This window comes from Streptomyces spongiae (genome assembly GCF_009377185.1).
GTDB classification, from domain to species: domain Bacteria; phylum Actinomycetota; class Actinomycetes; order Streptomycetales; family Streptomycetaceae; genus Streptomyces; species Streptomyces spongiae.
This window is the reverse complement of sequence record NZ_VJZC01000069.1, coordinates 1-20,924: the sequence shown is the minus strand read 5'-3', so window position 1 is coordinate 20,924 and position 20,924 is coordinate 1. Positions and strand designations below refer to the sequence as shown.

The 20,924-nt window shown below is 71.6% G+C and carries 17 protein-coding genes; 1 reads left to right on the top strand and 16 read right to left on the bottom strand.

Annotation, left to right across the window (positions count from 1 at the left end; translation table 11 throughout):
* Nucleotide 1: 1 nt before the first annotated feature.
* The 11 genes from FNH08_RS13080 to FNH08_RS51830 all read right to left on the bottom strand — a co-directional run bounded on the left by FNH08_RS13080 (nt 2) and on the right by FNH08_RS51830 (nt 11,435).
* Entirely contained in the window at nt 2–328 is a 327-nt protein-coding gene (locus FNH08_RS13080) for an acyl carrier protein (protein ID WP_152771645.1), read from the bottom strand.
* 34 nt (nt 329–362) lie between these two features.
* Nucleotides 363–1,658 carry a type III PLP-dependent enzyme gene (locus FNH08_RS13075; protein ID WP_152771644.1) on the bottom strand — a complete coding sequence of 432 codons (1,296 nt, stop codon included), beginning with the start codon at nt 1,656–1,658 and terminating at the stop codon, nt 363–365.
* The gene (locus FNH08_RS13070) at nt 1,655–3,217 is read right to left on the bottom strand and encodes a preATP grasp domain-containing protein (protein ID WP_228034089.1); all 1,563 of its coding nucleotides are present in this window, start codon (nt 3,215–3,217) and stop codon (nt 1,655–1,657) included. The genes FNH08_RS13075 and FNH08_RS13070 overlap by 4 nt, the downstream gene beginning before the upstream one ends.
* 16 nt (nt 3,218–3,233) lie before the next feature.
* Complete coding sequence (locus FNH08_RS13065) at nt 3,234–4,166, bottom strand: 3-oxoacyl-[acyl-carrier-protein] synthase III C-terminal domain-containing protein (protein WP_152771642.1); 933 nt, start codon at nt 4,164–4,166, stop codon at nt 3,234–3,236.
* The gene (locus FNH08_RS13060) at nt 4,163–4,450 is read right to left on the bottom strand and encodes an acyl carrier protein (protein ID WP_152771641.1); all 288 of its coding nucleotides are present in this window, start codon (nt 4,448–4,450) and stop codon (nt 4,163–4,165) included. The genes FNH08_RS13065 and FNH08_RS13060 overlap by 4 nt, the downstream gene beginning before the upstream one ends.
* Before the next feature lie 274 nt (nt 4,451–4,724).
* Complete coding sequence (locus FNH08_RS13055) at nt 4,725–6,530, bottom strand: acyl-CoA dehydrogenase (RefSeq protein WP_322724380.1); 1,806 nt, start codon at nt 6,528–6,530, stop codon at nt 4,725–4,727.
* The gene (locus FNH08_RS13050) at nt 6,527–8,245 is read right to left on the bottom strand and encodes an acyl-CoA dehydrogenase family protein (protein WP_322724379.1); all 1,719 of its coding nucleotides are present in this window, start codon (nt 8,243–8,245) and stop codon (nt 6,527–6,529) included. The genes FNH08_RS13055 and FNH08_RS13050 overlap by 4 nt, the downstream gene beginning before the upstream one ends.
* Nucleotides 8,242–8,367, bottom strand: a complete 126-nt coding sequence (locus tag FNH08_RS53045; RefSeq protein WP_265579766.1) for a hypothetical protein — start codon at nt 8,365–8,367, stop codon at nt 8,242–8,244. The genes FNH08_RS13050 and FNH08_RS53045 overlap by 4 nt, the downstream gene beginning before the upstream one ends.
* 43 nt (nt 8,368–8,410) lie before the next feature.
* A complete protein-coding gene (locus FNH08_RS13045; RefSeq protein WP_152771640.1) occupies nt 8,411–8,605 on the bottom strand; it encodes a hypothetical protein in 195 nt (64 codons plus the stop codon).
* Between the two features lie 138 nt (nt 8,606–8,743).
* Nucleotides 8,744–10,615, bottom strand: a complete 1,872-nt coding sequence (locus FNH08_RS13040; protein WP_152771639.1) for a fatty acyl-AMP ligase — start codon at nt 10,613–10,615, stop codon at nt 8,744–8,746.
* 598 nt (nt 10,616–11,213) lie between these two features.
* Complete coding sequence (locus tag FNH08_RS51830) at nt 11,214–11,435, bottom strand: CarD family transcriptional regulator (protein ID WP_152771638.1); 222 nt, start codon at nt 11,433–11,435, stop codon at nt 11,214–11,216.
* A gap of 405 nt (nt 11,436–11,840) precedes the next feature.
* Between FNH08_RS51830 and FNH08_RS13030 the strand changes: the two genes are divergently transcribed.
* A complete protein-coding gene (locus tag FNH08_RS13030; protein WP_152771637.1) occupies nt 11,841–14,111 on the top strand; it encodes a SpoIIE family protein phosphatase in 2,271 nt (756 codons plus the stop codon).
* A gap of 301 nt (nt 14,112–14,412) precedes the next feature.
* Here the strand turns inward: FNH08_RS13030 and FNH08_RS13025 are convergent, their stop codons facing one another.
* From FNH08_RS13025 to FNH08_RS13005, 5 genes are all read right to left on the bottom strand, one after another.
* Nucleotides 14,413–15,597 carry a beta-ketoacyl-[acyl-carrier-protein] synthase family protein gene (locus tag FNH08_RS13025; protein ID WP_152771636.1) on the bottom strand — a complete coding sequence of 395 codons (1,185 nt, stop codon included), beginning with the start codon at nt 15,595–15,597 and terminating at the stop codon, nt 14,413–14,415.
* 248 nt (nt 15,598–15,845) lie between these two features.
* Nucleotides 15,846–16,610: a polysaccharide deacetylase family protein gene (locus FNH08_RS13020; protein ID WP_152771635.1), complete on the bottom strand. Its 765-nt coding sequence runs from the start codon at nt 16,608–16,610 to the stop codon at nt 15,846–15,848.
* Between the two features lie 119 nt (nt 16,611–16,729).
* Nucleotides 16,730–18,259, bottom strand: a complete 1,530-nt coding sequence (gene amaB, locus FNH08_RS13015; RefSeq protein ID WP_152771634.1) for an L-piperidine-6-carboxylate dehydrogenase — start codon at nt 18,257–18,259, stop codon at nt 16,730–16,732.
* Nucleotides 18,256–19,659: a 2-oxoadipate dioxygenase/decarboxylase gene (hglS, locus tag FNH08_RS13010; RefSeq protein WP_152771633.1), complete on the bottom strand. Its 1,404-nt coding sequence runs from the start codon at nt 19,657–19,659 to the stop codon at nt 18,256–18,258. The genes amaB and hglS overlap by 4 nt, the downstream gene beginning before the upstream one ends.
* 67 nt (nt 19,660–19,726) lie before the next feature.
* On the bottom strand, nt 19,727–20,924 hold a 1,198-nt coding region (locus FNH08_RS13005), incomplete at its 5' end, for an NAD(P)/FAD-dependent oxidoreductase (protein WP_228034088.1).

Genomic DNA, 20,924 nt, shown 5'->3' with positions numbered 1-20,924 from the left:
GTCAGGCCCCGGTCTGCTCGGCGGCCTGCTCGTCGGCCTGTTCCCGGACGAGCGCGGCCAGCGTCCCCACGGTCTCGAAGTGGTGCTGCTCCAGATCGTCGGTGTCGAACTCCAGCCCGAGCTCCTCCTCGATCGTCATCAGCAGCCCGAGCACGGTCGTGGAGTCCAGGCCGAGTTCGTCGAACAACCGACTGTTCTCAGTGATGGTGGCGGCGTCGACCTGCATCGCCTTGGCGAGCGAGTCGGCGATCGTGGCGACGGCCCGGCCGTACAGGTCGGTGGTGTCGGCAGCGTCGGCGGTATCGACGTCCGGTGTGGTGTGCTCCATCGTTCACCTCTCGTGTGTCGTGCTCTTCCAGGGTTCAGTGGGAGACATCGGCCGCGTCGTGCGCGGTCGGGTCGTAGAGTCGCTGCCGCAGCAGGAGGTCGTCGGGACGGTCCCGTTCCCGGACCAGATGGCACCGCCCCTCGTGCACCAGCACCTCGGCCGGGTAGCCATGGCTGAGGAACAGCCCCGGCGAGGCGGTCGGGCCGTAGGCCCCGGAACGGTGCACGCCGATCAGGTCGCCGGGCCGCACCGGCGGCAGCGGGACTTTCCTGCCGATCGTGTCGCCCGGGGTGCAGAGCGGCCCGGTGACGTTCCACTCCTCGGTCGGCGGCTCGTCGAGCCGGTTGAGCACCGCCATCGGGAAGTTGCGCTTGACGAACGAGCCGATGCCCACGGCCGCCATGTGGTGGTGGGTGCCGCCGTCGGCGACCGCGAAGCGCTCGCCCATCGAGGTCTTGGTGTAGCGGACGCCCATCACGTAGGTGCCGGCGTCGGCGGTGAGGTAGCGGCCCAGCTCCATGATCAACCTGATGCCGGGGTGCCGGGCCGTGAAGTCCTCGATGACGGGGTTGAGCCCGTCGGTCAGCACCTTGGCGTCCAGGTCCCTCTCGCCGTCGAAGTAGGCGACGCCCAGACCGCCGCCCACATCGACCATCCGCAGGTCGAGGTTCAGCGCGGCCGACAGCCGCTCGGCCAGATCGAGGATGCGGGTGGTGTTCTCGACGATGACGTCCTCACTGAGAATCCGGGTGCCCATGTACACCTGCACCCCCATCAGGTCGACGTCGGGGAACCGCTGGACCAGGTCGGTCCGGGCGAACAACTCCTCCTCGTCGATGCCGAACTGGCGCGGCTTGCCGCCCATCACCAGCCCGGAGCGCTTGACCGCGAAGCGAGGGTTGACGCGCAGCGCGACCGGCGCCCGCACGCCCCGCTCCCGGGCCAGCTCGTCCACCAGGGCCACCTCGGGAAGGGACTCGCAGACGACGGCGTGGATCCCGGTGTCCAGGCAGGCGGCCAGCTCCTGCCGGCTCTTGCCAGGGCCGAGGAAGATCACCTGTTCCGGTGGTACGCCGGCCCGGAGCGCGGTGGTCAGTTCCACCAGTGACGAGACCTCGGCCCGGGCGCCGAACGAATGCAGCAGCGCGCAGACCGAGATGTTCGGGTTGGCCTTGAGCGAGTAGAAGATCTCCATGGCCGGGTGCAGCCGGTCGCGCAGCCCGTGGAACCGGTCCCGCAGCACGGCCCCGTCGTACACGAACAACGGGGTGCCGTACCGCTCGGCCAGCTCGGACACCCCCACGCCCTGCACCTGGAACTCAACGGTCATCCTCGTTCCTCTCTCCCAAGCGGGTCCGGCGAAGTCCGCTGCGGTTCGGCAGCGCCCTGAAGGGGCGCGGGGGCTGTATCGATATGCGGCTCCCGCCGCGCGGGCAGCCACGACGGCGCCGCGGACGGCTGACGGCCCATCGCGGTACTTCCAGCGGAGCGCTTGGTGGTCTCCGCGACGGCGGCCAGCCTGCGGCCGACCTCCTCGTCCAGTGCCGCCAACCGGTCCTCGGAGTCGGCGACGACGATCCCGTGGAGACGTCCGTCGAAACCCGCCCCCGGGGCCCGCTTTCCGGTCGACGCGGCCGCGTTGACGGTGGCGTAGTTGTTGATCAGCAGCCCGGTGCCCCGGGCGGGGTCGAACAGCAGGTCCGCCAGGGCTCGGCGGAGCGTCCCGAACGGCAGCGGTGCGCCGAGCCGCAGGGGGTATCTGCGCACCAGCGCCGTGCTCCCGGACCCGATGAAGGACTCCTGGATCGATGCCTGGTACGTGGACATGTTGTGGCGCGCGTTGATCTCGACGACCGGGTAGAGGCCACCGTCGGGATCGACCATCGCGTCGACGCCGACGACCCCGAAGTAGCCGTCGTCGGCCAGCCGCCCGCCCAGCAGCCGGGAGACCTCCGTCAGCTCGGCCGTCTGCCGCTCGGTGAGTCGCGCCGGGATCCGGTGGCCGAGGTGCACCCCGCCCTCGGTCAGGGCCTCCTTGACGAAGTCGAAGTGCACGCGGCCGTCCCGTCCGACGGTGAACTGGTAGTTGAGGTCGGCGCGTTTGGCCACCCACTCCTCCACCACCAGGCCGACCCGGTCGTCCCCGGTCTTCCGCGCCCGGCTGAGGACCATGCGGTGCAGCCGGTCCAGGCGGCGTTCGTCCGCGACCACCTCGATGCCCTTGCCCGAGACGCCGAAGGCGTCCTTGAGGGCGACCCGGCGGCCGTCGGCGAGCAGCGCGCGGGCGGCCTCGACCGCCGCGTCGAGCTCGGCCAGGCTCGCGCAGGTCCAGCCGCGGGACTGCCGGATGCCCAGCTCGGTGGCCAGCCGGCGGCTGTAGATCTTGCTGTTGACCGCCTTGCAGACCGCCGCCGACGGGGCGGCCAGCGGGATCCCGGCCCGTTCGGCCAGCCGCTCCTCCAGCTCGCCGACCCCGTGCGCGGAGAGGACGCCACCGCGAGCACCGAGCCTGCCCAGCTCGCGCAGCACCGGCTGGTCCTCCAGCGCGTCCTGGGTGACGGTGCTGCCCGGGTCCTGGCGCTCCACCACGAGCATCCCCGGCAGGTCGAGACCGAGTTCCTCCAGATGGCTCAGATAGTCGGCGTCGGGTTCGCCCTTCAGTACGACGTGGTCGTCCTTGCCCGCGAGCAGCAGCGCGAACTCGTCCATCCGGTTGACGATGACGTTGCCCGAGCCGAACGTCAGCCTCGGCAGCCCGGGTTCGCCGCGGGCCCACTGGTCCTCGACCTCGAAGTTGCCGAGGAACACCAGCTCCGCGTCACGGGTCCCGGTCAGGGCCGCTTTCAGGCGGCCGGTGAAGTTCCCGGCCGTCTCGCCCATACCCCTCATCTCGCCCAGGCCCCTTTCAGTGCTCGAAGAGCATCGCCGAGAAGGTCGAGCCGAGGCCGACCGTGGTGAGCAGATAGCGGTCCCCCGGGCGCAGCCGGCCGAGATCGAGGGCCGTCCGGTAGTTGATGAAGGGATCCGCGGAGAAGCAGTGTCCGGTGACCGGCACGTTGTCCAGGAAGAAGCGCTCCAGCGGGAGCCCGAGATGTTTGGCGAGCCGCGCCCACGACAGCTTGCTGACGTTGTGCGGGAAGATCATGGTCAGGTCGCTCAGTTCCAGCCCCGCCTTCCCGACCGCCGCCAGCATGACCTCGGCCAGCGCCTCGGTGTAGATCTGCTGGTACTCGACGGACCGTTCGTGGGTGAGCGAGAGGCACTCGTAGAAACGGCCGTGGGTGCGGGCGGCGTAGCTCAGCATCCGGTCCCGGTCGTCGTGGGTCCCGACGAGCACCGCCGCCGCGCCCTCGCCGTTGATGGCCGTACCCGGCACCACCTGTGCGGCCAGGGTGAAGGTCTTCTCGCCGGTGAGGACCAGCGCCAGCGCGTCCGGGTCACCGTCGCTCGCCAGCAGCTTGCCGGCCAGGTCCACCGCCAGCAGCCCCGAGGCGCAGGCGTGGTGGGTCACCGCGAACGCCGTGGCGTGCCCGAGCCCGAGCGTGTCACGCACCTCGTGCACGGGGTTGACCGGATGGGGGACGACGATCGGCATGGTCCGCGCCTGGACCACGTACCGCACCCGCTCCTCTCTGCCGCGCAGCGCGTCGAGCTTGCCCGCGGCGGCGAGCAGCAGATCGGTGAGCGTGCCGCCGGGCTCGCGGCAGACCTCCGCCAGGCCGTGGTAGCGCCGGTACACCTTCATCTCCGGTGCGCTGAGGTCCAGTTCGTCGCTCAGCTCCTCGATGGGTATCCGATGCGCCGGCAGGTAGGCCGCCACCTCCTCCAGCGACGTCATCGGCTCTCCCCCGACGGGGACCCCTGGGCGAGCGTCTCCTCCAGGTGTCGCGCCAGGGCGTCGATCGTCGGGTGGTCCCAGGCCACGGTCGGCTCCAGGACCAGTTCGAGGTGGTCCTCGATGTCGCCGCAGAGGATCAGCGCGTAGACCGAGTCGAGACCGTAGGTCGTCAGCGCGGTGGTGGTGTCGATGTCGGCGACGTCGAGTTGCACGTAGTGGGCGACCCGTGCGCGCAGCCAACTCCGCAGATCGGTGTCCGACGGGGCCGATTCGGGGATGTTCATGTGGATTCCTCCGTGAATACCCCCACCTTCAGGCGGGGGGACGGAACTGACTACTGCGGAACAGGGCGGAGATGGCCGATTCACCCTCCGGGCGGACCGACGTTGGCGGTGTCTGTCTGTGGAGCTGGTGTAAGACCTCAACGGAGAACTCCGGGCGGGCAGTCGGCGGTGAAGCAGAAAACCCCACGGCGCGAGCCGTAGGAATCCCTTCGTTCACGAGGGGGAGGAAGCCAACGCGTTCTCCTTGTCATCAATGGCGGTGGCGCTGGTGGCGCTATCCGGGCAGGCGCCGGTTCGACAGGCCGAACCCGCGGCGGTCGCGGTACCGGGAGAGGACCTCCGCCGACAGCCGTTCGGTGACGTGCCGGGGCCGCTGCCCGGGGTCGCGGCCCACCCGTTCGGCGATCCGGCCCAGCGCCGCGACGGCCCAGCGAGGATCGCTGAGGAACGCGTCGTGCCGCTCCCGGTTGTGGAGCCAGATGTTCACGCAGGCGGTCGCCGCGAGCACCGCGGCGTACCGCGCCGCCAGCCGCAGGGCCTCGGGCCGGGCGGCGACGGTGAGGTCCCCGGGGGCCAGTGCGGCGCATTCGCGTCGGACGTCGGCCTGCTCGGCCGCGATGACGAGAACCAGGCGGCGCAGCTCGCCGTCCAGTTCGCAGGAGCCGAGGGCCGCCGAGAGCGAGGCGCTGAGGCTGTCGCGCCCGCCCGAGCTGATCGACAGCCGCTCGAAGGGCAGCGGCGGCAGATCCGCGCCGAGGTGGAACACCCCGGCGGGCGGCTGGGTGTCGTCCAGCCATCCCTTGCGGGCCAGCCGGGGGAGCTGCGGCAGCACCGTGCTGAGGCAGGCCACGCGCGCGGTGTGGCCGAAGCCCGCCGGCGCCAGGTCGCGCAGGTGCTTCTGGAAGATCCCGTACCCGCCGTCGCGGATGTAGAACTGGGCGCCCAGCACCCGCGACAGCGCGTCCATGGCGTCCATGAGGAGGGTGGCCACGAAGTACTTGGCGGCCGAGGCGTACAGGCTGGTCTCGCCGGGGAGCAGATGCACCGAGCGCGCGGTCACGGTGGCCAGGCAGTCGCAGATCAACAGGTCGGTGAAGGCGTCCGCGAGGATCGAGCCGATGTACGGCATCCCGGCCAGCGACCGCCCGTACAGGACACGCTCGTTCGCGAACCGGGCGGTGACCTCCAGGCCGGTCTCCAGGATGCCCGCGGTCATCGCCGGCAGAGCGGTGCGGGTGACCTGGAAGGAGCGCAGCGCCGTCTCCATGCCGAGCCCGGGCGCCCCCAGCACCGCGTCCGCCGGTATCGGGCAGTCGCGGAACTCCAGCCCGCCGAGCTGGACTCCGCGCATCCCCGCGCTGTGGAAGCGCGGCAGGTGGACCGGCGCGCCCGCGGGCAGGTCCGCCTTCTCCACGAACAGCTGCGAGTGGCTCCGGCTGCCCGGAGCGTCCGACGTGCGCGCGAAGAGCACCATGGCCTCGGCGCGCCGGGCATTGGCGATCACTTCCTTGCGCCCGTTGAGCCGTAGCCGCCCGTCGTCGCCCGGCAGCGCCGAGAACTCGGCCCGCGCGAAGTCGTTGCCGTGCGCCAGCTCGTGGTAGCCGGAGACGGCTCGGCCACCCGCCAGCAGCACCTCGGCCATCCTCCGGCGCTGCCGCTCGTCGCCCGCGGCCCAGACGTTGACCGCGGGGATGAGGCTGCTTGCTCCGTATCCGAGGCCCAGGCAGGGGTCGTACCGGAAGACCACCCGCATCACCTCGATGAGGTGGTCGAGCCGGGTCAGCCGCCCGCCCAGCTCGGGCGGGACGAATTCGGCGTTCAACCCGTAGCCGTCCAGCAGCCGTTCGCCCGCCGCGAGCATCTCGCCCGCCTCGTCGGCCGCGAGCACCGCGGCGTGGCCGGTCGGATTGTCCGGATCCCAGGGGTCGCCGAACAGGTGTTCGAGGTCGTTGAGGGAGGCGGTCGTAGGGGTGTCGATGGTGGCGGCCGCAAGGTCCTCGATGGAGGCGGCGGTCGCAGGGTCGTCTTCCGGTCCCGCGATGCCCGCTTGGGCGTCGCGCGACCCAGTCTCGTCGATCACCAGGTGACCACCGAGGTCGGAGGAGAGGCGGGCCGACCGGCCGCGCGAGCGTCGAAGAGCCGGTCGAACACCTCGCCGTCGGTCGGCTGTCCCGGCGGGCGCACCGACCGCAGTACGTAGGTGAGGACCGCCTCCAGCCACAGCGGGTCCTCGCCGGGCGTGCGGTTGTGCAGCCACAGCCTCAGGGCGGCCGCACCCGCGAAGCACTGCTCGTAGCGGCTCGCCAACGCGAAGGCCTCCGGCTGTACGTCCTGGGAGGCGGGCGGGATCAGCGCCAGCTCGCGGTGGAGCCGGTCGCAGCTGTTGGTGAGCTCCTCGGCGAGCTCGGCCACGCGTGCGGGCACCTCTCCCGCGGACGCCGGCGCACGCAGTTCACCGCTCGCGGTGTGCAGGCTCTGCGTGAAGCCGCACCCGCCGCGCGCCAGCAGGCTCAGCCGGTCGAGCCGGGCCGGGGGCGGCGGGGCCGACAGGTCGGCGGTACGGCCGACGGCCTCCTCGTCGGCGGTGCCCTTCTGATGTCCGCGGGCCAGCACCGGGAAGTGGTTGATCAGGACGTGCTGGTTGACGAAGGTGCTCCCGTCGAAGATGCCGACCACCCGGTGGTCGCGTTCCAGCTTCTGGAACGCGCCGTGCTCGTGGACCTCGGTGAGGAACGCGCGGGCGCCCAGCAACTCGCCGCAGGCGGCGATCAGTTCGTCGACGCGGGTCGGGACGTACGACTTGGCCACCGCGGAGATGACGGCCATCTCCTCCGGCAGGGTGTGCACACTGCGGGCCGCCAGCACGCTCACGATCTCGGCTGCGTAGAGCGCCGCGTACGCCTCTCCGAGCACGCGGCGTACGTGCGGCAACTCGACCAGCCGACGGCCGTAGAGCTCCCGTCGCGCGGCGAACTCCTCGGCCAGCCGCACCGCCTGGTCGGCGGCGCCGAGCGACAGGGCCGTACAGGCGGTCCGGGTGAGCTGCAACGCCTTGAGTGCGATCTCCAGCCCGGCGCCCTGCTCGCCGATCAGCGCGTCGGCCGGGAACGGGCAGTCGTCCAGCGCGATCCCGCTGATGTCGGCGCCCCGGATGCCGTGCGTGGGCACCTTGGGCAGTGGCCGCCAGCGGTCCGCCGGGAGCCGCCGTTTGTCGGCCAGCAGCAGGCTGAAGCCGCGCGGCCCGCCCTCCGGCCGGGTGCGCACGAGAAGGCAGAGCAGCGTGCCGCGGGTGGCGTTGTTGATCAGCCACTTCTCGCCGTGCACGCGGAAGCCGCCGCCGGGCTCCGGCGTGGCGGTCGTCTCACCGGCGAGCAGGTCACTGCCGTGGCCGCGCTCGGTCAGGCCCCACGACACCGGCGCCCCGGCGATGATGTCGGCGCCGAGCTCGCGCGCCTGCTCCGGGCGGCCCGCCAGCCACATGCAGACGCCGCCGAGGAACGTCTTGCCGTGCCCGATCGCGACCGTCAGGTCCCGGCGCGCCACCGCCCGCAGCGCCGCGACGAGCTCGTCGTAGCGGGTCAGGGCTCCGCCGAACTCGGCCGGCACGTACAGGCTCGGCAGCCCCATCCGGTCCAGCTCCCGGCAGATGTCGGCGGGGAACCGCTCGCCGCGGTCCAACTCGGCGCTGCGGGCGAAGGAGAGGAGCGCCGCGGGATCGGCGGGATCGCCGAGCGCCCGGTCGAAGCCGGCGAGGTCGACCTGTCCGGTGTCGATCAGCGGTTCGGTGACTTTCACGAGGCGTCACCGCCCGTGTCGAGGCCGTCGAGGCGGACCCGGCCGGTGTCGCCCAGTGGGTCGGTCGCGGTCATGAGGCGTTCACCTCTGGCCGTGTCGTCGAGTCGGTTGGTCGCGGTCATGAGGCGTCGCCTCCGGCCGTGTCGCCCAGTGGGTCGGTCGCGGTCATGAGGCGTCGCCTCCGGCCGTGTCGCCCAGTGGGTCGGTCGCGGTCATGCGGCGTTCACCTCCGGCCGCGTCGTCGAGTCGGTTGGTCGCCGTCATGCGGCGTTCACCTCCGGCCGCGTCGCCGAGTCGGTCGGTTACCGTCATGCGGCGTTCACCTCCGGCCGCGTCGTCGAGTCGGTTGGTCACGGTCACGAGGCGTCACCTCCGGCCGCGTCGCCGAGTCGGTCGGTTACCGTCATGCGGCGTTCACCTCCGGCCGCGTCGTCGAGTCGGTTGGTCACGGTCACGAGGCGTCACCTCCGGCCGTGTCGCCCAGCCGGGCGGTCGCCTTCACGAGGCGTCACCGCCCGCCGCACCGCCCGCCGAGTCGCCCGCCGCCTCGCCCAGCCGGGCGCGCACGGCCGGGGACAGTTCCGCGTGCAGGATCGGAAGCTCGCCGCCGAGGAACCGTCGGCGCAGCAGCCGGCGCTGGATCTTGCCGCTGGTGGTCCGCGCCACCGTGCCGGGAGGCACGAGCACGACGTTCTGGGCGGGCACCCCGACATCCCGGGTGAGGCGGTCGCGGACACTCGCGGCGACGCGGGCCAGTTCGTCCGGCGCGACCTGGCGGGCCGGGCACTCGCGGACGATCACGACCTCCTCCTCGGGCACCGGGACCGAGAAGGCCGCCCCGACGCCGCGTTCCAGAGCCGGGTGGGCCTCCCGCGTCGCCGCCTCCAGGTCCTGCGGGTAGAGGTTGCGGCCGCGGACGATGATCAGCTCCTTGGTGCGGCCCGTGACGTACAGCTCGCCCTCGTGCAGGATCCCCAGGTCCCCGGTGCGCAGGAAGCCGCTCTCCCCGTCGGGCGTGACGGCGTCGAAGACGCGCCGGGTCTCCGCGGGCCGTCCCCAGTAGCCCCGGGCGACGTTCGGGCCGCGCACCCAGATCTCGCCGACCCGGCCGTCCGGCAGCGTCCGACCCGCGTCGGCGTCGACGGCGTGGACGCCGATGATCCGGACGTCGAGGTGCTCGGCGGGGCCGCTGCTGACGATGCGGTGCACGGGCGCGCCGGCGGCCGGGGGCAGCAGCTCGCCGCGCTCGAACGCGGCGGCGTCCACCTCGGTGATCACGGCGCGGCGGGCAGGCCGGTCGCCGGAGACGACCAGGGTCGTCTCGGCCATGCCGTAGCCGGGGAGCATCGCCTCGGGGCGCAGCCCGGCGGCGGTGAACCGCCGGGTGAACGCCTCGACGGTGGCGGCCTGGACGGGCTCGGCGCCGTTCACGGCGCACCGCCAGCGCGAGAGGTCCAGCCGGGCCAGTTCCTCGTCGGTGATCCGCTGGACGCACAGGTCGTAGGCGAAGTTCGGAGCGGGAGAGAAGTCGATGCCGTGCCGGTCGATCAGCGTCAACCACGTGTGCGGGCGCTTGAGGAAGGCCACCGGTGGCATCAGCACGCTGCGACCGCCCAGGACGAGCGGTGTGAGCAGCAGCCCGATCAGCCCGAAGTCGTGGTACAGCGGCAGCCAGCCGCCCACCGGGCCGTCGGCGCTCATGCCGGAGATCGCCGCGAGGATCTCGGCGTTGGCCAGCAGGTTGGCATGGTCGACCATGACGCCCTTGGGGTCGGCGGTGGACCCTGAGGTGTACTGGAGGAGGGCCAGGGCGTGCGGATCGGCCGGAGGCGGCCGCCACCGGCTCGCCTCGGGCAACTCGTCCACGGCGGAGTCTGCGCCGGACTCCTGGCCGGACTCCTGGCCGGAGTCCCCGCCGGAGCCTCCGGCAAAGTGGGGTGCGAGCACGGTCACGTCCCGGAGGTCCTGCTCCTTGGCCCAGGACGCGAGCGCTTCCAGGTCCGTGCCATCGGCCAGGGCACCGGCCGCTCCCGCGTCCCGGGCGATCGCGGCGAGCCGGTCGGCCTGTCGCCGCTGACGGCCGTCGGGCGGCGGCGCGGGCACCGGGACCATGCCCGCGTACATGCAACCCAGGAGCGACCGCGCGAACCCCGGCCCGGAGGGATGCAGTACCAGCAGGCGGTCGCCGACGGCGAACCGTTCCTGCAGCAGCGCGGCGACCCGGCGGGCGGCCTGATCGAGTTCCCCGTACGTCATGGTCTCGTCGGCCTCGGCGCGGAGCGGATCCACGCTGAAGATCAGGGCGGTCCGGTCACCGTGCTCGTCCGCCCTCGCACACATGAGTTCGACGAAGGTCTTGCGCTCGTGCATGCGGTGTCGGCCTCCATCGGCGGAACGGTCTCCATCGGCACACCAATGCCCGCCTGAACGGGCACGGACGTATCGACGCCCCCCATACCGACCTATACCGACCTGCGAGAACGATCCTGCTGGCGGAGAAGACGAACGGAGCGGGCCATTGCCCCACCCTAAAGGGCACTTCGCCGCCACCGGACGGGTAATTGTCAAGACTTGTGGGTGAGTTGGGGCTCAGGAGACTTGGGGCCGCGCAGACCATCAGCCGAACTTCCACCGTGCCCAGCTTCGGGCCGATCATGGCCAGGACGGCGGGAGTTGGAGGCGTGCACCTGAACAGCAGGCCGGCCGACTGGCTAGCCTGCCTTGCGTTGAGCCGGGCCCACGGCCGGGACGGATGCCTGCGCATCCTCGATCAGAAAGGTCTCGTTCTCCCCGAAGTCCGGGGCCTGGAAGGGGTTCGTCGCCGGAGGCGGCGACGCCGCGGTGGCACCGCGTGGCGCCCCTTGCGGAGCGGAGAACAGTGAGGTCAGGTCTATGAGAGGTCTCCCATTCGGTACGGGGTCATGCGGACGCCTGGTGTGCCGTGACCGGGCACAGCGGTCCTACGGTCCTACAGCTTGCTCATCTTGGCGTACGGACTCAAGATCCGTACCTGCGTAGAACCGAAATCCACAAGCGCCGCGACTCCCTCCTCGATGCCGATCACCCGGCCGAGTCCGTGCATGTCGTGTGTTACCTGGTCTCCCACGGCGAATTGCTTGAGAGGCGGCGGGATCGGGGCCCTGAAGGGGCTGGTGGGCAGATGACGCTTCGGTGCCGATGGCTTTGTCATTGCCGTCAGTATGCGCCTGCGGGGATCGGTTCGCGACGGTCGTCCATGTCCGCTGTTCGGCACGAGCCCCGACGGCGAGGCCGGATTTTGGCGAGAGTCCGCGGAATCGTACGGCTGACCTGCGGCTTTGATGCCGGTGGCCTGCCCGGCCGACGACGGGCGACAGCAGGAAGTTACTGCCGGACTCGACGCGCCCTTCCACCGAACGTTGCCTTCCCTCGCTGACCGCGTTCGCTGACCGCGTTCGCTGTCCGCGTTCGCCGTGCGATCCCGCTGGTGTGGGCGAAGCGGCCCCGGGTGTTATTGAATGAGGTGTGCGGTCCGGAATCTCGGGGCCCTGTCGCCGGGGTTCCGGTACGGCCCCCGGCGCTGTGCCGGGGTTGGCGAGTGAGCTGAGAGAGTCGTATGGACTCCACCCCCTCCCCCTCGCGTGCGTCGCCGTTCGACATGGTCAGCAGCGCTTTGGGGCAGTACATCCCACGCTGCGGAGCGGCAGCGGCCGCCGGTGCTGCCGAGCCGCGGGGCGACAGCACCGCCCGCCCACGCGTACGCGCCGATCCGACCCCGGGCCGTCAGGAGCAGATCCTCGGCGCGGTCAACCTGGACCGGGATCTGAGAATCACCCTCAGTAATCTGGATGCCCCCGTTTTCGCGGGGGTGGAGGCCGTGACCGGGAGCCCTTTCGTCGCTCTTCTGCCGCCCTGGGACGTACCGACGGTCACCCGGCGGTTGCGGCAGGTCCTCGAGACCCGTGAGCCGCATGTCGCCCGGGTCCAGCGCCTGCGGCGCAGGGACGGGTCGGAGCTGGTGGTCTCGATGAGCATCCTGGCCGCCGCGGCGCCTCAGGAGGGCCTGACCGTCTCTCTGATCGCCATGGCCAGGAGGCTGCACCTGTACGCCGCTGAGACCGCGATCGGCACCTCGTTGGACATCGGCGAGACCGCCCAGTCGCTGGCGGAGTCCCTGCTGGCCTGGGGAGACGTGGCCGCCATCGACCTCGACTTCGCCGTGTGGACGGGCGAGGTGGTCACCGAGCAGCCGCAGGGGCGCATCCGGCTGCGGCGGGCGGCCCTGGTGCCGGAGCGGGCGTGGCCCGACGGTTACGTGACTCCGGGCGACGATCTTCCCGGCGACGCGAGTCGTCTGCTGTCGCAGGCGATACGGCGTGACGATGCCGCGCAGGCCATCGTCATACCCGACCGGGAGGCGATCGAGCGGGTACTCGGCAGCTCGCGGCTGGTACGTGCCCTGGTGCCCGGTGACCGGGCGGCGGGTGTGGCGTGCATACCGCTGGTCCTGGACGGCAGGCCGCCCGTCGTTCTGGGTGTGGCGGAGGTCTGGCGGAGGGCGGACCGCCCCTTCGACGACAACGACCTGTTCGACCTCCAGGAGCTGGTCGCCAGGACCTCTCACCACGTCGACCTGGCCCGTCAGCACCAGCGCGAGCACACGCAGGTGCTGGCGTTGCAGCGCCGGCTGCTGCCACGGTCCGGCGGCGACACCATCGAGACCGCCAGCGTCTACCAGCCCGCCACCCCCGACAGCGCGGGCGTCGGCGGTGACTGGGTGAACAGCTTCCCGCTGCCGGACGGCCGTACCGCGCTGGTGGTCGGTGACGTCGTCGGGCACGGGCTGGGAGCCGCGGCGACCATGGGACAGGTGAGCATGGAGGCCCGCGCGCTGCTGTCCGCGGGGCTGGCGCCCAACGAGGTGCTGGAGCACCTGGACGAGACCGTGACGCTGCTGGACGACGCGGAGACCGGGCTGGCGGCCGGTTACAGCGCTCTCGGGTCGACCTGCTGCATCGCCGTCTACGACCCGGTCAGCCACCATGTGGCGCTGTCCAGCGCAGGCCACCTCCCTCCGGTGCTGGTGCCCCCGGACGGGCCCGCCGGCCCTGTCGCGGTATGCCCCCACCCCGGGCTGGGCGCCGAGTTCGCGCTGCGGGAGCCGTTCGACGTGCACGCGTTCGCCGCGCCCCCGGGCTCGCTGCTCGCCCTCTACACCGACGGCCTGGTGGAGGATCCCGCCCTGTCGATCGACGAGGGCATCGGCAGGCTGGCGGACGCCGTGTCCACGGTGCACCCCTGGGATGCCCTGCAGCCGGCGGCGCGGCGCGTGGTCTCCGATCTGGCGCCCGTGCGCCGGCGCGACGACGTGACCCTGCTGCTCGCGCGCATGATCGGCTACCGCAAGGGGGACACCGCGACCTGGCGTCTGCCCGCCCGCGGCGACGCGGCCGCCCGTGCCCGCACGCTGGTCTCCGCGCGGCTGGGGCGATGGCGCACCAGGGACGACACCCGGGACAGCGTGCTGCTGGTGGTCAGCGAACTGGTCGACAACGCGGTTCGCTTCGCCGACGGACCCCTCACGATACGGCTGATCAGGGCCGGTCACGGGCTGCTGTGCGAGGTGGGCGACACCGGCAACGGCAGGCCGCGGCTGGCCCGGGGCGGGCTCCTCGACGACGGTGGTCGCGGCTTGCACGTCGTGCATGGACTCACCACCCGGTGGGGGGTGCGGTGGACGGACACCGGCAAGGTGGTCTGGGCGTCTGTCGGGGCAACCGGGTCAGCCGGGGCAACCGGGTCAGCTGGGGCAACCGGGTCAGCTGGGTCTACCGGGTCAGCCGGGTCAGCCGGGTCTACCGGGTCAGCCGGGTCAGTCGCGAGGTGACGCGGCTGCGGGCGGGCGGCGGGCCGGGCGGCGCGCGTACGTACGTACGTCAGGCGACGTCACCGGAGGTACGGGCGGCGCGACCGGCGGTACGAGTGGCGTCACCGGCGATACGGCGGAGGGCCACCGACGGTACGAGTGGCGCCACCGGCGATACGGCGGCGCGACCGGCGGTACGAGAGGCGCCACCGGCGATACGGCGGAGGGCCACCGACGGTACGGCGGCGTCACCGGCGATACGGCGGCGCCACCGACGGTACGAGCGGCGACCGCCGGTACCGCCGGTGGGCGCGATCTCGTCCTACAGCCACTCCCCTGCCAGGGCGGTGGCCGTGAGGCCCGGGGCCGCCGCGTACAGGACGGCTCGACTGCCCCGTTCCTGCCCGGCGTCGTGCGCCCTCCGCAGGATGTCGAACACGGCGGCGCCTCCGCGGTTGCCGCTGGTGTAGCTGTCCCGGCTGTAGTCCAGCAGCCCCGACGGCCACCCGTCGGGCATCGTCTGCTCCATGTACTCCAGCACGCGCGTCCCGCCGGGGTGCGCGAGCAGGACGTCGGGGTGCCAGGAGTCGGGGTCGTCCTGGTAACGGACGCGCAGCCACTCCCACATCGCGGTGACCGTCTCCTGCACGGCGCGTGGCCCGCGCCGGTCCATCACGAAGTGGGTGCCGTCCTCCCGTGTCTCCAGGCGGTGCAGGTCCTGGGTGCCCGGCAGGGTGTGGTGCCAGGCGGCGTCCAGCCGTAGCACCGACTCGGCTCTCGGCCGGCCCGTGACCACCGTGGCGACCGCGGTGTCCGCGAACAGCAGCCGCACGATCAAGGACTCCAGCGTGTCGTCCGCGGGCTGGTAGGTCGTGCTCAGTGCCTCCGATATCACGACCAGGACCACCCGGTCGGGGTCCGCGGCCACGAGATCCGCCGCCAGCGCCAGGGAGCGGGTCCCGGCGACGCAGGCCCACTGCGTGGCCGGCAGCAGCATCACGTCGTCCCGGAGCGGGAGCGTGTTGGCCAGGGCGACGTCCAGCCCCGGCAGTGCCGGTGTGGTGGAGTGACTGGTGATCAAGCCGTCGACGTCCGCCGCGTCCAGCCCGGCGATCTGCAGGGCCCCGCGCGCCGCACGCTCCCCGCAGGACCGTACGGCCGCCCAGGCCGGCGCGGTGCGTTCCTGGACGGTCTGCTGCGCGGGTATCGCCTCGAGGGCGGCGATCACGCGATCCACGTCCTGTTCGGTGAACCCGTCGCCGGCCAGGGCCTCTCGGGCCGGCGCGATGCCGGCGGCCGGCAGGCCGCTCCCGGTGCCGGGGGCGACGGCGGTCTCCAGCGGCAGCATCCACCCGCGGGTTTCGATGCCCGTACTGGCCGCGATGCCGTCGATCCGCGGCGCCCACGCCGCGTGCGGGTGGCGGCCACGCACTTCCGCCACGATCTGGCTGGTCTTCACGGTGTGCTCGCCGTGTATCACGGCAGGCGGGCACAGGTAAGCGGCCATGATGGGCACCTTTCTGCGGGGAACGGAGAAGAACATCGCGAACGATGTGTCATGGATCACTTAGGCATGACTTATCCAAGTCAATGCCGAGGTGCTCCACTTGGGGCTTCTGTGGCCGTTCGAGCATGGATGCCAAATGGACATTTACGCTGTGATCTGGGCAACTTAGGTAGTTTTTGTCGTGCGTGACACGTAGCACACTGCTGCTGAGCGGGACCGTCCCGGTGTCGCCCCTACCTGACGTTCCGTCAGCGCACGGGGAAGCCGAAGGAGTACCCCTGCTCCTTCAGCCACGGCAGGACCTGGCGCAGGGCGGCCACGGTCTCGGAGCGGTCTCCACCCGCGTCGTGGAAGAGGAGGGTCGGGCCGTTGGAGATCTCGCTCTTGACGGTGGCGACCATGGTGTCCGTGCCGGGGCGCTCGAAGTCCTTGGAGTCGACGTTCCAGCCGAGCGGGCGCATTCCACGGGACGCGGCGAGGCCGCGGCTGTAGGGAGTGAAGGCGCCTCCCGGGGCCCGGTAGTACATCGGGCGGACACCCCCGGACGCCTCGGTGATCATGCGTTCGGCGTCCAGGATCTGCTGGGACTGGTAGGCCTCGGACTTGCGGTCCATGGTCACGTCGTGCGAAACCGTGTGGTCGCAGAGCCGGTGCCCGGCCGCCACCACCGCCTTGACCATGTCCGGGTGGGCTTGGGCCTGCGTGCCCACCATGCAGAACGTGGCCTTCACACCGTTGTCCCGCAGCACTTGCAGCATCTGCGGTGTCCAGACGGGGTCCGGCCCGTCGTCGATGGTGATGTTGACGCTACGGGGACCTCCGTCCGAGGCGTGCGCGATCTCCGCCGAGACCGGCGACGTGGAAGGAGACGCCGAGGCTTCTGCTTTGGCCGTCGCTCCCTCGGCGGTACTGAGTTGCGCGCCCCACACCGAGGTCAGGGCGGCCACCGCGGTCACCCCGAGCGCCGCCGCGAGCACCTTGCCGTACCATCCACGTCCGCCGCTTCGCGCCATGTCTTCTGTCCCTTGCCGTCGCTGTGGAGCTCGTGCATCCGGCAAGAGTGAGGAAAGGCGGCCGACGGATCCGTCCGTTACTGATCACGGACGATTCCGCGGGCTTACCGCTACAGGCCTTACAGGAAGCTGACGTTCTGGGCCAGAGCGAGATGGCTGGAGTAGTTGATGGTGTTGGTCGCCGGGCGCATGTACGCGCGCCAGGCGTCGGAGCCGGACTCGCGGCCGCCGCCGGTCTCCTTCTCACCGCCGAAGGCGCCGCCGATCTCCGCTCCGGAGGTGCCGATGTTGACGTTGGCGATCCCGCAGTCGGAGCCCTCGGAGGAGAGGAAGCGCTCGGCCTCCTGCTGGTCGCGGGTGAAGATGCTGGAGGACAGGCCCTGCGGGACGTCGTTGTGCAACGCGACGGCCTCCTCGAAGGTGTCGTAGGTCAGGACGTAGAGGATGGGCGCGAACGTTTCCTCCCGTACGACGTCGGTCTGTTCGTCGACGCGGACGATGACCGGCTCGGCGTAGGCGGCCCGGGGCGCCGTGTCGGCCAGGCGGCGGCCGCCGCCCACGAGGACCTTGCCGCCCTGTGCCTGGACGCGGGCGACCGAGTCGTGCATGGCGTCGAGGGCGGCGGTGGAGATGAGGGGGCCGACCAGGGTGCCCTCGTCGAACGGGTCGCCGATGGGGAGTTTGGCGTACGCGGACGTCAGACGGGCGACGAGGGTGTCCGCGATGTCGCGGTGGACGATGAGACGGCGCAGGGTCGTGCAGCGCTGGCCCGCGGTGCCGGCGGCGGCGAAGACGATGCCCTGGACGGCGAGGTCCAGGTCGGCCGAAGGGGCGACGACGGCAGCGTTGTTGCCGCCGAGTTCCAGCAGAGTGCGGCCGAAGCGGGCGGCGACGCGCGGACCGACCTCGCGGCCCATGCGGGTGGAACCGGTGGCGCTGACGAGGGCGACACGCGGGTCGTCCACGATCCGCTCGCCGATGGCGCGGTCGCCGAGGAGGAGACGGTGCACGTCACGGGGGGCGCCGACCTCTTCGGCCGCCCGGTCCAGCAGCCGGTCGCAGGCGAGGGAGATCAGCGGGGTGAGTTCCGAAGGCTTCCAGATCACCGTGTCGCCGCAGGCCAGGGCCACGGCGGTGTTCCACGACCACACGGCGGCGGGGAAGTTGAACGCGGAGATGACGCCGACGACCCCGAGCGGGTGCCAGGTCTCGGCGAGGCGGTGGCCGGGGCGCTCGGAGGCGATGGTGCGGCCGTAGAGCTGCCGGGACAGTCCGACCGCGAACTCGCAGATGTCGATCATCTCCTGGACCTCGCCGAGCGCCTCCGAGCGGATCTTGCCCGCCTCGATGGTGATGAGGTCGGCGAGGTCGCTCTTGTGATCGCGCAACAACTCGCCGAGTCGGCGGACGAGTTCACCGCGACGGGGTGCCGGTGTGGTGCGCCAGGTGAGGAACGCCTCGCGGGTGGCGGCGAGGGCCTCCTCGACGTCGGCCTCGGTGGCGGCGGCCAGGCGGAACAGGTCCTCGCCGGTGATGGGCGTACGGGCCTGGAAGCCGGTGCCTTCGGGGACGGTTGCGCCGACGCGCTCCAGGCACGTGAGAGCGCGGGTGCGCAGGTCCTCGGTGGTGGGCAGGGCGGCGGTGGTCATGATGCTCCCGTGATGGTGGTGAGGTGCAGTTCGAGTTCTGCGGCGACCTGGGCGAGGGACTGGTTCTGCTGCCGCTCGTACAGGGCGAAGGGGTCGAGGACGTCGCGGTCCATGGCGCCGGAGAGCCAGTCGCTGTCGTAGGCGGCGCCTTGCTGGTCGTTGTCCCTGGAACCCGCGTCGCTGAGGTTGGACTGGAAGATGCCGGCCGCCGAGCGGGGCAGGAAGTCCTCGTAGACGAGGGGCTCGGCCCGCACCCAGCCCTGTGCCAGCAGGTCGTCGAGGGCTTCCGGCGGGCGGCTGCCGTCCCGCGGCCGGTCGGGCGCGAGGTGGTAGGTGAAGTACCCCAACTTCTGGGCGGCGAGCTCGCGTTCGGTTCCGGGGACGTGCTCCGTCCACAGGCTGTGGGCGAGTTCGGCCCGGTCGGCGCCGGGGTGTGCGGCCGTCCGCTGGTCGAGGAGGGTGAGCAGGCGGTCGTAGAGGGCCCGGCCCTCGCGGGTCACTGCGATACCGCGCGCCTCGACCTCGCCGAACCGCACGCGCAGGGCGCCGCTGGTCACTTGGCCGTCCGGGGTGCGCAGGGCGCGGGGTTCGGCGAGGGCCCGGAAGGACGTCTGGCGCAGCAGCAGGTCGGGCCCCTTCCACCTGGGGGGTCCCTGGATGGTGTCGATCATCTCGATGCCGCGCTCGGTCATCCGCCGGTACAGCTCGTCGATGTCCAGGACGCGGGGGGTGAGGTGGTTGATGTGGGTGCTGCGGACGCCGCCGATGTCCGCGGCGACGGCGGAGACCCGCTCCAGGGTCTCGTACCAGGTCTTGTCGATCGGTTCCGTCGACAACTCGAAGGCGGAGACGGCCAGTTGGAGGAAGCGCTCGGCATCCGCGTCCGGGAGTTCCCTGGCCTCCTCCGCCCGGTCGGCCAGGGCGAGCAGCTCCGGCGGGAACAGTTCGCGGCCGGCGAGGAACGTCTCCAGGCGGGCGCGCAGGTCGGCGTCGAAGAACCGCGGGTCCGCGGGGGTGAGCATGGAGGTGAAGACGCGGAAGGGGTTGCGGGCCAGCTCCTCCCCGTCGACGGGACGGAACGCGGTCGACACCACGGGCACCGCGCTGGCGGCTGCCTCGCGGAGGTCGTAGAAGCCGACCGGACGCATGCCGAGGGCACCGAAGACACGGGCGACCTGGGCGAGTTCGGCGGGGGTGCCGACGCGGATGGCGCCGTGGCGTTCCGCGGTCACCCGGCTGATGGAGCCGAGGCGTTCGGCGTCGGCGCCCTGGGCGCGCAGCACGTCCTCGTTCACTTCGCGCGAGACGTCCACGAGCGTGGTGTAGGCGGGGACCTCCCGCCCGTACATCTCGGAGAGCCGCGCGGCGAAGGCGGCGCGCAACTGCCACTGGCTGATCATCGAGGGGCCCTTCCCGTCGAGTCCTAATTGCGTCCTGTCGAGTCCTGTCGAGTCCTGTTCGAGGAGTTCACACCACGTGGGCTTCGGGACGGATCTCCGCTCCCGTCCGGAAGCGGTCCGCGCTGAGGGGCGAGATGTCGACGAAGGGTTCCCGGCCGAGGTGCAGGTCGCGCACGATCTCGCCGACGGCGGGGCCCTGTAGGAAGCCGTGGCCGGAAAACCCGGTGGCGTAGAGGAAGTTGGGGACCTCGCCGGAGCGTCCGATCAGCGCGTTGTGGTCGGGTGTGACCTCGTACAGTCCGGCCCATCCGTCGGCGATCTCCATGTCGGCCAGCGCGGGGGCCCGTTCCCGTACGACGTCCCGGAAGAGCTCAAGCCACTCCGGGGTCCAGGTGGTGTCGAAGCCCTCCGGCTGGTCGGGGTCGGCGAGGCCGAACAGCAGGCCGTCGTCGCTGTTGTGGAAGTAGGCCGACGACGCGAAGTCGATGGTGAAGGGGATACGGGGCGCCGGGGGAGCGAGCGGTGCGGTGAAGGCGAGCTGGCGGCGCACCGGCCGTACCGGCAGGTCGACGCCGGCCATGGCGCCGATCTGCCCGGACCAGGCACCGGCCGTACAGACGACGGTGGAGCAGTCGATACGGCCGCGGTCGGTGTGGACCGCGGTGACCCGGTCGCCGGCGGTGTCGATGCCGGTCACGCACGTGTGGGTGGCGAAGGTGACGCCGGCCCGGGCCGCGGCGTCGGCGTATCCCCGTACGACCAGGGCGGGGCGGGCGTGGCCGTCGGTGGGGGAGAAGGCGGCGGCCAGGAGTCCGTCGGTGCTGATGTAGGGGCACAGCTGGTGTGCCTCGTCCGGGCCGACCATGCGGGTGGGGACGCCCAGACCGTTCTGGATGCCGACGCTCGCCTCGAAGTCCGCGGCCTGCCGGTCGGTGGTGAGCAGGAAGAGGTAGCCGACGTTGTCGAGGCGGATGCCGGCGCCGGGGCGGTGCGGGAAGTCCTGGAAGGCGCGCAGGCTGCGGCTGCCCAACTGGATGTTGAGCGGATCGGAGAACTGGGCACGCACGCCGCCGATCGGTTTGCCCGAACTGCCGCTGCACAACTCGCCGCGCTCGACCACGACGATGTCGGTCACCCCCGCTTCGGCGAGGTGGAAGGCGATGCTCGCACCCATCACCCCACCACCGATGATCACGACCTCGGCGGTGGGCGGAACGGTGCGGAAGGCGGAGGCGGAGGCGGAGGTGGGGGAAGGCTGTCTCTTA